This window comes from Synechococcus sp. HIMB2401 (genome assembly GCF_042883245.1).
GTDB lineage: Bacteria > Cyanobacteriota > Cyanobacteriia > PCC-6307 > Cyanobiaceae > Parasynechococcus.
Genome location: NZ_JBDJKK010000003.1, coordinates 174,759 through 188,009, shown reverse-complemented (window position 1 = coordinate 188,009; position 13,251 = coordinate 174,759). Strand labels below are relative to the sequence as shown.

The 13,251-nt window shown below is 61.3% G+C and carries 15 protein-coding genes and 1 tRNA gene; 6 read left to right on the top strand and 10 right to left on the bottom strand.

Features of this window, described 5'->3' with window-relative positions:
- Positions 1–5: 5 nt before the first annotated feature.
- The 3 genes from AAXE93_RS09005 to AAXE93_RS08995 form a co-directional block, all read right to left on the bottom strand.
- Positions 6–1,292, bottom strand: a complete 1,287-nt coding sequence (locus AAXE93_RS09005) for a glucose-6-phosphate dehydrogenase assembly protein OpcA (RefSeq protein ID WP_390130105.1) — start codon at positions 1,290–1,292, stop codon at positions 6–8.
- A 56-nt stretch (positions 1,293–1,348) separates the two neighbouring features.
- Positions 1,349–2,872: a glucose-6-phosphate dehydrogenase gene (gene zwf, locus AAXE93_RS09000; protein ID WP_390130102.1), complete on the bottom strand. Its 1,524-nt coding sequence runs from the start codon at positions 2,870–2,872 to the stop codon at positions 1,349–1,351.
- Between the two features lie 169 nt (positions 2,873–3,041).
- Positions 3,042–4,232, bottom strand: a complete 1,191-nt coding sequence (locus AAXE93_RS08995) for an FAD-binding oxidoreductase (protein WP_390130098.1) — start codon at positions 4,230–4,232, stop codon at positions 3,042–3,044.
- Between the two features lie 161 nt (positions 4,233–4,393).
- Here AAXE93_RS08995 and AAXE93_RS08990 point away from each other — a divergent pair, with 161 nt between their 5' ends.
- Positions 4,394–4,915: an SRPBCC family protein gene (locus AAXE93_RS08990; protein ID WP_186495810.1), complete on the top strand. Its 522-nt coding sequence runs from the start codon at positions 4,394–4,396 to the stop codon at positions 4,913–4,915.
- Between the two features lie 125 nt (positions 4,916–5,040).
- On the opposite strand, the gene AAXE93_RS08985 is transcribed toward AAXE93_RS08990, so the two are convergent.
- Positions 5,041–5,113, bottom strand: a tRNA-Glu gene (locus AAXE93_RS08985).
- Positions 5,114–5,160: 47 nt separating this feature from the next.
- Positions 5,161–6,312 (bottom strand): histidine kinase, encoded by a 1,152-nt coding sequence (locus AAXE93_RS08980; RefSeq protein ID WP_006850655.1) that lies wholly within the window; start codon positions 6,310–6,312, stop codon positions 5,161–5,163.
- Between the two features lie 107 nt (positions 6,313–6,419).
- Between AAXE93_RS08980 and AAXE93_RS08975 the strand changes: the two genes are divergently transcribed.
- The 3 genes from AAXE93_RS08975 (at position 6,420) to pepN (ending at position 10,330) form a co-directional block, all read left to right on the top strand.
- Positions 6,420–7,007 carry a hypothetical protein gene (locus AAXE93_RS08975; RefSeq protein ID WP_114988554.1) on the top strand — a complete coding sequence of 196 codons (588 nt, stop codon included), beginning with the start codon at positions 6,420–6,422 and terminating at the stop codon, positions 7,005–7,007.
- A 167-nt stretch (positions 7,008–7,174) separates the two neighbouring features.
- Positions 7,175–7,552: a cAMP phosphodiesterase gene (locus tag AAXE93_RS08970; protein ID WP_390130093.1), complete on the top strand. Its 378-nt coding sequence runs from the start codon at positions 7,175–7,177 to the stop codon at positions 7,550–7,552.
- 174 nt (positions 7,553–7,726) lie between these two features.
- A complete protein-coding gene (pepN, locus tag AAXE93_RS08965) occupies positions 7,727–10,330 on the top strand; it encodes an aminopeptidase N (protein WP_390130091.1) in 2,604 nt (867 codons plus the stop codon).
- On the opposite strand, the gene AAXE93_RS08960 is transcribed toward pepN, so the two are convergent.
- From AAXE93_RS08960 to AAXE93_RS08950, 3 genes are all read right to left on the bottom strand, one after another.
- On the bottom strand, positions 10,320–10,529 hold the full coding sequence (locus AAXE93_RS08960; protein WP_390130089.1) for a transcriptional regulator: 210 nt from the start codon (positions 10,527–10,529) through the stop codon (positions 10,320–10,322). The two genes, pepN and AAXE93_RS08960, sit on opposite strands and share 11 nt — an antisense overlap.
- Before the next feature lie 72 nt (positions 10,530–10,601).
- On the bottom strand, positions 10,602–10,883 hold the full coding sequence (locus AAXE93_RS08955) for a hypothetical protein (RefSeq protein ID WP_390130086.1): 282 nt from the start codon (positions 10,881–10,883) through the stop codon (positions 10,602–10,604).
- A gap of 17 nt (positions 10,884–10,900) precedes the next feature.
- Entirely contained in the window at positions 10,901–11,089 is a 189-nt protein-coding gene (locus tag AAXE93_RS08950; RefSeq protein WP_390130084.1) for a hypothetical protein, read from the bottom strand.
- 39 nt (positions 11,090–11,128) lie between these two features.
- On the opposite strand from AAXE93_RS08950, the gene AAXE93_RS08945 reads away from it, so the two are divergent.
- Positions 11,129–11,422, top strand: a complete 294-nt coding sequence (locus AAXE93_RS08945) for a hypothetical protein (protein WP_390130082.1) — start codon at positions 11,129–11,131, stop codon at positions 11,420–11,422.
- Positions 11,423–11,484: 62 nt separating this feature from the next.
- On the opposite strand, the gene AAXE93_RS08940 is transcribed toward AAXE93_RS08945, so the two are convergent.
- Positions 11,485–11,859, bottom strand: a complete 375-nt coding sequence (locus AAXE93_RS08940; RefSeq protein ID WP_390130080.1) for a hypothetical protein — start codon at positions 11,857–11,859, stop codon at positions 11,485–11,487.
- A gap of 84 nt (positions 11,860–11,943) precedes the next feature.
- Between AAXE93_RS08940 and AAXE93_RS08935 the strand changes: the two genes are divergently transcribed.
- Complete coding sequence (locus AAXE93_RS08935) at positions 11,944–12,675, top strand: peroxiredoxin-like family protein (protein WP_390130078.1); 732 nt, start codon at positions 11,944–11,946, stop codon at positions 12,673–12,675.
- Positions 12,676–12,705: 30 nt separating this feature from the next.
- Here the strand turns inward: AAXE93_RS08935 and AAXE93_RS08930 are convergent, their stop codons facing one another.
- On the bottom strand, positions 12,706–13,245 hold the full coding sequence (locus AAXE93_RS08930) for a rhomboid family intramembrane serine protease (protein ID WP_390130076.1): 540 nt from the start codon (positions 13,243–13,245) through the stop codon (positions 12,706–12,708).
- Positions 13,246–13,251: the final 6 nt, after the last annotated feature.

The following is a 13,251-nucleotide window of genomic DNA, read 5'->3' as shown; positions in this document are numbered from 1 at the left end:
GCGGATCAGCCCAGCAGCCTGGCAGCCAGCGGAGCCGCAGCGGCCAGCAGTGGGTTGGTGCTGTCGTGACCGCCGCCCAGGAGGCGGGCCACATCCATTTCAGGGGTGTCGTGCTGCACGGGCACAACTTCTTCATGCAGCTCGAGGTTGGCCATGCCTCCCCCTTCCAACCGCATGCAGCCCCCGGAGTCAGCGCAGAGGATTACGCACACGCCCTGGCCGTTCTCCGGTTCAGCGATCAGCCGCAGCCCCACCATCTGGCCGGCGTGCACGTTGGGCTGGGTTGTTGGCACGGCCATCAGTTGGAAGTTCACCTCGGTGCCATCGGAGCGCTTGAACTGGGCGGTGGTGCCGTTGTCGACCACAGCGGTCGAGAGCAGCGTCCAGCCCAGTCGATCGGCGATCCAGGCGGCCAGCAGCAGCCCCTGGGCAGGGTGATGGCCTTCAACGTCGATGTCGAGACGGGTGATGTGGCTGAGGGCATCCCGCCGTTGCGGCGGGTCGAACACCATGGCGAGGGTCTCGCGCCAGCTGCGCAGGCGCAGCCAGTTGAGATCATTCACCGCCTGGCCGCTCTCCACGCGGTGACGCAGCAGCTCAAGGCACTGATACGGATCCCCCAACGCGGTGTCGATGATCAGGCGCCGTGGTGCGCTGGTGAGCCGTTGCATCAGCTCCGGTGCTTCGTCGATGCAGCCGTTCCACCAGACCCAGGCCGGCATTGATTCCGGCAGCAGGGGGTCGAGAATCGAAAGGCCCTCATGCAGGGCGCCATGGCTGCCCCGCAGCACCACCACATCGCCGCAGGCGGCGGTACCACCGCCTTCTTCAGGCAGCGGGCAGTAGGCGGCCACGAGTGTTTCCAGGGGCTGGGCCGCATCGATGGTGGGCGCCAGGGTGATCAGGCGCCGGGGCATCAGTGCACTCAGGGCTGGATCGATGTACTGCCCACGCAGGTCTTCGGCGTTGGCTTGCCCTTCCAAATCAGCCACCGCCTTCACCACAGCCCCATCCAGGGGCGGCGTGCTCAGCGGGAGGTCGGCATCCAGCACCGCCTGGCGTCCCGCAGCGATCAAGGGGGCGGACTGCTGTCCCGTGATGGGGCCTGATAGACGACCACTGCGGATCAATTGCTGCTCGCCCCAGGCGGGTTGCCAGATCAGCAGGCAGAAGGTGTTGGCCCCGGTGCCCGTGCTGCCCTGCTGCTCGGGGGACCAGAGCTGTTCGAGGTAGTGGGGCACCTCCGCCGGTGCCAGTTCCAGCGGGGTTTGCAGGGTGAGCTGAGGGGACATGGTGACGGATGAACGAGACGTGGAGAGTTGAACAACAGGGCTGTGAACGTGCGCGGTCAGGGGCGTCGCCAGAGCAGTCCGTCCTTCGCCAGCAGGGCATCCGCGGCGGCCGGTCCCCAGGTGCGGGATTCGTAGGGATGAACCGGCAGCTGCCAGGGGCTGTCTTCAATCAGTTCCAGCAGCGGGGTGTAGAGCCGCCATGCCGCTTCCACCTCATCGCTGCGGGTGAACAGGGTGGGGTCGCTGAGCATGGCGTCAGCCAGGAGCCGCACATAGCCCTCATCGGAGGGTTCCCCGAAGGATTCGTCGTAGGAGAACTCCATGTCAATCGGGCGGCTGCGCATGCCAGATCCGGGTGACTTCACCTCGAAGCGGAATTCGGCCCCCTCATCCGGTTGGATGCGCAGGATCAGCTGATTGGCCGTGGGACCTCCGGTGGCTGCATCAAACAGATGCACCGGTGCTTCACGGAAGGTGAGCACCACCTCACTGGTGCGCTTGGCCAGCCGTTTGCCGGTGCGCACATAGAACGGAACCCCCTGCCAGCGCCAGTTGTCGATGAACAGCTTCATCGCCACGTAGGTCTCGGTGGTGCTGTTGGGATCGACGCCGGGTTCATGGCGGTATCCGGCCAGGGGCGATTCCGCGGAACCACCGGGTCCGTACTGGCCACGGATGCAGCAGTTCCAGGGTTCGAGCTCATCGGCCAGGCGGGCAGCCTGGAGCACCTTGGCCTTTTCGTTGCGGATGGCCTCCGGGTCAAAGCGCCCGGGAGGTTCCATGGCGGTGATCGCCAGCATTTGGGTCAGGTGGTTCTGCACCATGTCGCGCAGGGCACCGGCCGATTCGTAGTACCCGGCCCTTTCCTCCACACCAACCGTTTCAGCGGCGGTGATTTGAACACTGGAGATGTAATTGCGGTTCCAGATCGGCTCGAAGATCGTGTTGGCAAACCGCAGAACCATGATGTTCTGGACGGTTTCCTTGCCCAGGTAATGGTCGATGCGAAAGATCTGGTTCTCCTGACTGCAGGTCTGGACCACGCGATTGAGGGCCTGGGCACTGCCGTAGTCGCGTCCGAAGGGCTTTTCGATCACCACCCGGCTGCGTTTGGGGTCCTTCAACAGGCCAGCGTCGGCCAGTGAACGGCAGCCACTGCCATAGAACTTGGGGGAAACAGAGAGATAAAAGGTGCGGTTGCCGCGGGTGGCGCACTGTTGATCGATCTTCTCGAGCCTGGTGTGCAGGCTCAGCATGTGATCGGTGTTCTGTAGGTCGACCGGCTCGTAGAACAACTTGCCCACGAACTGCTCCCAGGCCTGGGGATCGTCCTCGATCGTGCTGGCCAGTGCCTCCGCCATCTTTCCGCGGAACTCTTCGTCACTCCACGGTCGGCGCGCACAGCCCAGTAGGGCGAACTCACTGGGCAGCCGCCGTTGCTTGAACAGTTCAAACAGGGCTGGCACCAGCTTGCGGTGGGTCAGATCACCGCTGGCGCCGAAGATCACCAGACACTGCGGCGCGATCACGCGCTCCTGACGCAGTCCAACCCTGAGGGGGTTCGTCATCGTGGCAACCATGGAGTGTCCAGGCTTCTGAAGCTGGTTTAGGCACGGAAACGGCAACAGACATGGACTCGCCGCTTTGTTTCCGTGTTGGCGTCAGCCTTTGTTGCCAACCCAATAAAAAAGTCCACCCCGAGGGGTGGACTGGAAACGATCGTTGGCTGATTGATCTGCGCTTGATCGATCAATAGGTTTCCACGTGCCAGCGGTCGGCCTTCTTGAGCTGGGGACGCAGTTCGGCCCAGTCGAGCCCCTTGGCGGCCGCGGCGGCGGTCATGGCTTCGTCGATGCCCGGCTCCATACCGCGCAGACCGCACATGTACACGTGGGTCTTGGGGTCTTCGATCATCGCGAAGATCTCTTCAGCGTGCTCCAGAACGCGGTCCTGGATGTACATCCGGCCGCCCTTGGCGTTCTGCTGTTCGCGGCTGATCGCTTTGGTGTAGCGGAAGTTGTCGGGATACTCCTTCTCGTAGTGGAGGAAGTCCTCGTCGTAGAGCAGGTTGGCGGTTTTGGGTGCGCCCATGAACAGCCAGGCTTTGCCGCGGAATTTCCAACCGTTGGCTTCCTGTTCACGGGGCTCGAACATGCGACGCAGGTAGGTGCGCATCGGAGCGATGCCGGTGCCCGTCGCCAGCATGATGATGTTGGCGTCCTCGTCGTCAGGCAGGAGCATCTCCTTGCCGACCGGACCGGTGATCTTCACCTTGGTGCCGGGTTCGATGTCGCAGAGGTAGGTGGAGCAGACGCCGTAGATCTGCTCACCGGCGTCGTTCTTGTACTCGAGCTGGCGAACGCAGAGGGAGACGGTGTTGCCCTCCAGGTTGTCGCCGTGGCGGGTGCTGGCGATGGAGTACAGGCGCAGCTTGTGGGGCTTGCCGTTGGCGTCTTCTCCTTCGGGAATGATGCCGATGCTCTGGCCTTCGATGTACTTCAGCTGCGGGTCGCCGCCGGCCAGATCAAAAGTGATGTGCTGCACACGGCCAATCGCACCGTCTTTCAGTAGGGAGTAGTTCTCCGTCACCGTGCCCATGAACGGTGTTTTGGGCTTGTAGGTGTTGACCGGAACGTCGGCGTGGGGCTTTTTCTTCGGGGCGCTTGACGTCACGGCTTTCTTGGCGGTTTTTGTGGCGGGTTGTTTGGCAGGTGCCGGGGTGTCGGCAGCGGGAGCGGCGGAACGCTCTTCGCCCGCACCATTCACAGAAACGATCTTGGCGCCAGTGGCCCCCAATCGTTTGAAAAGTGCGGAAAACTGGTTCATTGCAACGGTGTAGGTCTGAACCACGGACGGTTTGGCGCCGACCTGGGGACCACGAGCCACAACAGTGAACAGAGCTTCATTGCAGTGCTCTGTCGCTGCATTGGACACCCGCATAGAAATCACCTGCCTTTGGTGGCGCGACTATAGGCGTGGCCTTTGATTTCACACAAAAAGGTTGCTGTTCGGAACAGAATCTGATGTGATCCAGGCGACCTCATTAAGATCCTCGGGTTCGGCCTCTTATCTCGGCGTCTCTTTTGGTTTTCCCCCAGACAATGTTTGGACGAGGGCTTCAAACCTCCACAGATTCGGGGACTGCGATCGAGCAGACCATGGAGCGGCTGCCCCAAGGGACTCGGCGTCTGGCCGCTGAGCTCAAATCTCCACTGCCTGTTCAGCTGCTCTGGGATGTGCTGACGGATTACGAGAACCTGTCCCGTTTCATTCCCAACCTCAGCACCAGTGAGCTGATTCAGCGTCAGGGTCAAACGGTGCGGCTCCAACAGGTGGGCAGTCAGCAGCTGCTGGGGCTTCGCTTCTCGGCCCAGGTTCAGTTGGAGCTGACGGAATACCGCCAGGACGGACTGCTGCAGTTCCGCATGGTGAAAGGGGATTTCCGACGTTTTGAAGGTTCCTGGCAGATCCGCCAGCGTCCCGATGGCAGCTCACTGCTCTATGAACTGACGGTTCAAGGCTGTCTTGGCATGCCGATCGGTCTGATCGAGGAGCGGCTGCGGGACGACCTCTCCAGCAACCTCAACGCCGTTGTGCAGGAAGCCCACCGCAGAAACAGCTGAGCGAGTAGGAAAGGCGCAGCAGTTTCAGCGCCTTTGCAGACCCAGTATTCCTGGGCCTGAAGGAACTATCAAATACTTGAATTGGTACTCGATTCATCACCAAAACGAGTCTGGTGATGAGGTCATACCCCCAAGGGGATTCGAACCCCTGTCGCCTCCGTGAAAGGGAGGTGTCCTAGGCCTCTAGACGATGGGGGCGAGGCCGTAATCAGCGAGCTGTCTGTGCTCCTGATCACTTGTGAACACTAGGGCTTGGTCGGACCCTCCGTCAAGACAGCTTGACCCCATTCGACACCTTGTCCTTGCCAGATCGGCACCGTGAAGGTGAAGCAGGCACCTTCTCCAGGGTCCGACACCACCCAGATCTTGCCGCCGTGCACTTCAACGATGCGGCGGCAGACCGACAGCCCCACGCCGTAGCCGGTGGTTTGGTCGGAGGTTTGCGGCAGCCGCACCCGATCCAGAAAAATTCGCTGCTGTTCTGTTTCCGGAATGCCCGGGCCGCTGTCACAAACGCTCACCTCCACCCGCTGGCTGGTGCGGTGCAGCATCGTGAGCGAGATGTGCCCGCCGTCGTTGGTGTATTTCAGGGCGTTTTCGAGCAGATTCAGCAGCACCTGGCGCATGCGTCGCTGATCAGCGAAAACCTTGGGTAGGTCAGCGGGAATGTCGGTTTTGATTTCAACGTTGCGCCCCAGCCACAATTTTTCGAGCTCGAGGATCACTTCGGCTGAAACGCTGGCCAGGTCAAGCCGTTGTGGGTTGAACAGGGTTTCCCACCGGGTGGTGCCCACCTCCAGCAGATCCTTCGACAGCGCCTCCATCTCCTGCAGGCGGCGGGTGATTACATCCTGAAAGCGATCCATGTCGATCTGGCCCAGCTTCTGGCTTTGCAGGGCCAAGGCCGCTGCCGTGAGTGGGGTGCGCAGTTCGTGGGCCACCATGCGCAACAGGCGTTCCTGGGCGCTGACGCGATCGATCAGCGTTTCGTTCTCCTGGCGCAGCACCAGCAGCTGATCCTCCAGCTGGAGTTCCTTCTGGGTGCGACTTCCATCGAGTTCGGTTGGCCTGAGGCTGAGGCCAAGGCCGCTCACCACCCCATCCTGTTTCCAGCGGGGCACCCATCCTTTTAATTGCTGAAGGATGTTGCTTCCCGCGAACACCTGCTTGGGGTTCGGCGCCAATTTGATCAGCGCTGGCGTCACCACGAGGCGATGAAGCTCAAGCAGTTCGGGTTGCTGAGCTGGATCGGCAACCTGCAGGGTGACTTCGAAGCCAAGGTCTTCCCGTTCCAGGAACTGCACCAGCGATCGGAGGTCCTGACCCGACAGGTGATGGCGAGCAGCCACCAGCAACAGCTTCAGGGTTTGACGTGTCTTGGGAGCGTCCTTGACCACGCGGACTGCAAGACAGCAAAACCGAGGCTCACCTTATGGGTTTTTGACTGCACCGCCAGCAGCGCTAAGACGAACAGGAACACTCCGTTGCGTCATTGACGCGGTCCATGTCGCTTTTTTCTGCGCAAAACCGTGTTCCTCTGACCGTTCCCGGCGGAGTGGCTGCCCAGCCTTCGATTCAGGTGGATAGCAACCTGCGTCGCTGGTTCAGCCGCAATCTGGGCTTGTGGCGTTCCCGGCGGCAATACACCTTCAGTGACGACCAGGTTCTCCATTTGGACATGAACCTGAAAATGGAGGCGTTTGCACACCCTGAGGTGGGTGAGAGCCGCTACCGCTTCAGCTGGTGGTCTGACCAGGAGGACCAGCATTCCGACGAATTCTTTGCCCGCAAGCCCTGGTTTGAACGCAGTGGCGTGATGGAAGCCACGTTGTGGGGCCATCAACTCCAGAGAAGTCGCGGTTATTTGACGGGAGACCCGGTGCGTACACGGCTGCGTCAGGTGGACGAGCACGAAACCATCTTGGAATCCCACTACCAGCAGTGGGACATCCTTGAGCACATTCGCCTTGTCGATCAGGACCGCTACCGCTACCGCGCCATCTACAGCTGGGAGAACGGTGATCTCTCGATCGTTGAGCACCACCATGAAATTCGAATGTCCGATCCCCTGCCACTGATCGAGGACGACTGATCGAAGACGATTGATCCAGGACGACTGAACGGCGCCGTTGCGCTGTTGGCCCAGTTCAACAACCGCGCCTGTGCTCCGGCCAGCTTTGGCATGGGCGGTAAGTTTCGAAAAATTTGACGCTGCCGGGACCCAAGGTGATTTGTCGTTCATTCGCAGCCGCAACTCTCGTGTTGGCTGCCCCCTTGCTGTCACCGGCAACGGCTCTGGCTCAGGCCTCCAAGGACAAGCCCACCCCTGCCACAGCCATGGAGGTCAACACCTATGGCGTGATGTCGATTGCCACCTTCTGTGAGGCAAGGGCGCAGAAGATCGATTTCAGCAAGTCTCTGGCAGTGGCTCTCGCTGGTCAGTTGCATGTGATTTACGGCAAGCACGGTGGTTTGCTTCCCGGCACCAAAGACCCCTTGCCTGAGAAGCAATTTCTCAACAATGCGGGATTCATGATCGTTGGCGGAGCGCTGAAGTTCTGCCCTAAATCAGTTCCCGCTGCAGAAAAAGCACGCTTTGAAAAAGCTGCTGCTTCGTTGAAGTCCTCGAAAAAATAAGATCTTCCCAGGCTCTAGCGATCGAAAACGTCTGGCTTGCTGAGGTCAGGCGTTTTTTTGTGTCTTTTCCTCTGCTCTGATGCCGTTGCTCGCCTCATGGCCGGCGCCTTGGCTGAAACGTCCCGGTTTTGAGCGTCGTCCGTCAGGATCATTCGGTCCTCGCGTGGTTCGGCCATGACTGCAGCTGCTTCGATTCGTCTGGCGGACTACACGCCGTGGGCTTTTGAACTCCCTTCCATCGTCCTGGACGTGAATATCCAGGACGACCATGTCGTCGTTGCCTCCAGACTCAGCCTTGAACCGCGTCGGCCTGGAGAGCCCCTGGTGCTGTGCGGCGTTGATCTGGCGATCGAATCCCTGGTGATCGACCAGGCGCCTTTGCAGTCCGAGGAGTACAGCCTTGCCGACGGATGTCTCACCATCCCCAACGTGCCGGGCCAGCCGTTTGTGCTGGAAACCCGTTGCCGTCTGGATCCCTACTCCAACAGTTCGCTCGAAGGCCTGTACGCCAGTGGTGGTCTGCTTAGCACCCAGTGCGAGGCCGAGGGATTCCGGCGCATCAGCCTGCACCCCGATCGTCCGGATGTACTGAGCCGCTGGCAGGTGCGGATTGAGGCCAGCCGCAGCAGCTGCCCTGTGCTGTTGAGCAACGGCAATGCGGTTCAGGAGGAATCCGTCGGCGCTGATCGTCATGCGGTCACGTGGGATGACCCCTTCCCCAAGCCCTCCTATCTGTTCGCCTTGGTGGCAGGAGACCTCAGGGAGATTCGTGATCACTACACAACAGCGTCGGGCCGGCAGGTCACCCTGCGCTTGCATGTGGAGGAGGGGGATGAACCTTTCACGGCCCATGCCATGGCGTCGTTGAAACGATCCATGCAGTGGGACGAATCGGTTTACAACCTTGAATACGACCTTGATGAATACAACATCGTTGCCGTCCGTCACTTCAACATGGGCGCGATGGAAAACAAGAGTCTGAATATTTTCAACTCAAAGCTTGTTCTGGCTGATGCGGAAACAGCCACCGATGCAGAACTTGAGCGCATCGAAAGTGTGATTGCCCATGAATATTTTCACAACTGGAGCGGAAATCGCATTACCTGCCGGGACTGGTTCCAGCTGTCGCTCAAAGAAGGTCTGACGGTGTTCCGTGATCAATGCTTCACCGCAGATCTGCATTCGGAGGCGGTGAAGCGCATTGAGGATGTGGCGATGTTGCGCAACACCCAATTCCGTGAGGATGCTGGCCCAACGGCCCACCCGGTGAAGCCAGCGGAATACCAGGCGATCGACAACTTCTACACAACAACCATCTATGAAAAAGGTGCGGAATTGATCCGCATGCTGCGCACCCTGCTGGGACCCGAGCGGTTCATGAAGGGAATGGAGGTTTACGTGCAACGCTTTGACGGCACGGCCGCCACGACGGAAGACTTCGTTCAGGCGATCGCCGACGGTGCCACCAGCCAGGGCGAGCCGCTGGGCTTTGATCTGGACCGCTTCAAGCGCTGGTACCACCAGGCAGGAACTCCGGAACTCAGCATTTCGCGGCAGTGGAATTCGGAATTGGGTCAGCTGACAGTCGACTTGCAGCAGTCGACGCCCCCCACGCCAGGACAAGCGGACAAACAGCCCCTGGTGCTGCCGGTTGCCATGGCCCTGGTGGGTGAGCAAGGCCGTGTTGGTGAGGAGCAGCTGCTGGTGATGGAGGCTGAGCGCGCCAGCATCACCCTGCAGGGCCAGCCCGGCGACACCCCCCCTGCCCTTTCGCTGCTGCGCCGCTTCTCGGCCCCGGTGCACGTGCGTTTGGAGCAGCCGCTGGATGAGTGCCTGCAGCTGTTGGCTGCTGATGATGACCCGTTCTGCCGCTGGGATGCGGCCCAGCGCCTGGCACGCCAGGTGCTGTTGGCGCGGGCTGAAAACCAGCCGAAGCCTGCCGTGGAAGCGGCGCTGATCCAGGCCCTCGATCAGCGGATCTGCGCCTACGACGGTGGTGATGGCATGGATCTGGCGGCGCTGTTGGCGCTGCCGGGCATGGCGGAACTGGAGGCGTTGCAATCCCCGGTGGATCCGCTGGCGCTGGATCAAGCCTTCCGGGCGTGGACCCAAGAGATGGGCGTTCAATTGCAGTCGTCCCTGCGTCGCCTTCTGGAGCTGGCCCGGGCTGACTGGACCCTGGCTTGGCCGGTGGGTCAGGGCGGCCGGGCCCTGACGGCCTTGGCCTGGCGCTGGCTTGCCGCGGCTGGTGATGCCACGGTTCAAGCGGAGGCATTGGCTGCTGTTTCCGGCCCCTCGATGACCCTGGCGCGGGGAGCCCTGCGGGCCTTGCTGCCGCAGGAAAGCGCAGAACGTGAGCAGGCGATGGCGCTGTTCTACGAGCGTTGGCAAGACAAGCCCGTGATCCTGGATGCCTGGTTTGCGATGGAGGCATCAGCCCCCAGGTCCAGCGCGTTGGAGCGGGTTCAACAGCTGCTGGAGCACCCGCGCTTCGATCCCCTGGCGCCCAATTCCCTTCGCGCTGTTCTCGGTGGATTCACCGCCAATGTTCAGGCGTTTCACGCCATCGATGGCAGTGGCTACCGGTTCATGGCGGAGCAGATCGCAGCGGTCGACTCCCGCAATCCGATCACCGCATCACGGATGGCCAAGGTGTTCAGTCGCTGCGGTAGTTACGGCCCCAAGCGTCAAACGGTCATGCGTCAGGCCATCGATCAGCTGGCTTCTCAACCTTTGTCGGCGAACACCGCTGAGGTGGTGCAGTTGCTCACGACGTGACCACCACCAGCACGATCACCGCGATCAGCAGGATCACCAGCCAGCGTTTTGCGTTGCTGCGCCGCCTGCTGTGTGGTGCACTCCGCGCAGCTCGGCTTCCGGCCGCAAGGCCGCAGTTCTGACAGACCAGCCGCCCGGCCATGGATCGGTCGGCACGAAACCGGCGGCTTCCGCAGTTCTGGCAGACGGTGACGGCCAAGGTCTCTCGATCAGCGTTCCACCAGCTTGCCTGGCGTTCGTTGGTGAGTCAGCCAGTCAGTCAGTCAGTCAGTCAGTCAGTCTCGTTGCCAGCCATCGCAGCCGGCTTTGGCGCGTTGGCGCGTTGGCGCTTGGTGCGCCGGTAGCTCTCGTTCTGTTGGGCCAGAGCTTCACTCGCCGCAGCGACGGCTGCGCTGTTCTTGCCTTCCGCAATGATCAAACGGTTGATGGCCATGGCGTTGCCTGGGCGCTTCAGTACCTGATCGATCAAGCGGCACTGATCAAATTCGGCGCGCCCCGCAGCCGGGATCTCCAACAGCACCAGGCTCCAACACGCAGCACGCCAGCCTTTCATCGATCAGCTCAGGGGGTCTAGGTGATGGTGCGCTCATAGCGGCTGCTGGCTCCCACATCAATGCTCTTGCAGGTGGTGTTGGTGATCGTTGCCCATTTCGGGATCACCCGCATCGCCTCAGCGGTGGCGAACTGCTCGGACGGCCCTTGGGCTGTGGCCCGCTTGCCACCCGCAAGAGCCATGGATCCCAGAAGGAGGCTGGCCATCAACAGCGCCGCGTTTCGCATCGTTAGGGCCCGAAGGGGGTGCTTCTCCTTTCGGTTTACACAGAACGCTTCCAGGTGACTGCTGTGCTGCGCTTAGCAGCCACCTCGTTCAACAGCCACCCCGGCACCAGCGTTGGCGTTGTGGCCTTGGTTCAGCGTCGGGTTTGCTGGCTCGACTCGGTGCAGGGATTGGAGGTGGCGGCAACAACCCTGCGGGCTGAACGGGAAGACGTCGCGACCCCCATGCGGCATCGAAGGGAACCATCACGAGGGGAATCGGTTCCGCACTCTTTGCCGGCCAGGCCAAAGCGCTGGACGCGATCAGGACTGTGATCAGAAGTCTCATCGAGTCATTGTGCCGACCCTGCAGCGTTATGCCGTCACGTCGGCTGCACTCAGGTTTGCGGATTGCTGCAGCGTTGGCATGCAGCAATCCTGTCTTTGTGGTGTTCCGGCAGCGTCAGCCGGAATGGGTCCACGTCAAATTCGTAGCCGCAGGAGCAGCGGGCATGGAATTTCAGTTTTTTCGCTTTTTTGAGTCGTTTTAAAAGGGTGACGTTGCCAAAAACTTGATCGGGCTTGAATCGCTCCAGCTTGGTGCGTTCCTCCGGCGCATGCTTGACCCGGGCCTTGTGCAGGGCGTTGCGCACGGAGTTTTCGCTGCCTTTGCCCAGGATCTTGGGGATCTGCAGGATCGATCGCCCTTCCTGCAGATACAGACGCTTGATCTCTTCGATCTCAGCACTTGTGAAGCCAGATTTCTTGCCCACCTGCTTCCTGCCTTTGGTTTGAGTCTCTCAGGCGGTGCGCAAGCGCCATCCACGTTTTCGGAGGCGAAATGTCAGCCTGTCGCGATGATTCCACTGGACCCACTGCTGCAACGGCTGGCCGGAGTTGCCGGCATGGAGAGCGGCTGCAAGCGCCTTGTTGTTGTGCAGGGCCAGCTGGGGGATTTCGATTCGATTGAATACGCCCAAGCGCTGGTGCCAAGGCTTCCCCAGTTGGCGGCGCTTGGGGTCAAGGTTCAGCTGTTCGGCATCGGTAATGCCGCCAGTGCCGAACGCTTTGCGGCCTTCACCGGTTTTCCCCTCCAGCAGCTGATCGCCGATACATCACCCCAGTTGCATCAGGCCCTGGGGTTGGAGGCCGGCTTGAAGCTCCCCGGTGGGCCCTGGCCTGGTTTTCTGCTGATGTGCGCTGGCGTGGGCTCGCCGGGCACCCTGCGCGAAGTGTTGCGCGGTTACACCGGAGATCGCTCTGCGGCCCAGATCTTCGACGACGAGGAGTGGGTTGAAGCCTTTCCTTTGCCGCGCTTCCGGGGGGCTCTGTTCCGCCAGGCCGGTGGTGCCGGGTTCCAGCGACCGTTTGAGCTCGCCACCAAGCGTTTGCGCAACATGAATGAAGTGCTCCGCAACTGGCGCACCTACGTGCCCTGTGACGACTACATCACCCAGCGCGGCGCCACCGTGCTGCTCGACGCTGATGACAGCGTGATCTATTGCCACCGCGATCAAAGCCTGCTCGGCTACTCCGCCACCATGGAACGCCCCTTGGCGTTCCTCGATGAGGTTCTCTCCCAGGGCTGAGCTCAACTGGCTGTCTTCAATTGGCCGTCTTCAATAAGTGGTGGGCTCGCGATACACCGCAAGAGCCGCCACAAGGCCGCCGATGAACCCTGCGCTGTGGCCGATCCAGCTGACGCCGGCTGGGGAAACGCCGGGGATCAAAGCGATCAGGGCTGAGCCGTAGAGCCAGAACGCCACCAGGCCCAGAGCGATGGAGAGGATGCGGCGTTCCAGCCAGCCGATCAGCAGCAGGTAGCCCAGCAGTCCGTACACCACGCCCGAGAGTCCATGGTTGCGGGCGGGCCAGAACAGGGCCACCGGAATGTTGATCAGCAGCACCGACAGCCAGACGCTCAGGTAATCGCGCATCCCTCGGCTGAGCACCAGCCAGCTCAGGGGCAGAAACGCCAGGCTGTTGGAGATCAGGTGCCCGAAGCCGGCATGGCTGAACGGCGCTGTGATCACCCCCCACCACGGTTGATCCGGCCCCATCGGCAAGTTCCACTGCCCCGTAAAAAGCAGTTGGTCGATCAGCTCCTGCCCCCAGGCCAAGGCCAGGATCAGCAGGGGAAGCAGCAGTCGAGTGCGCATCGTCTT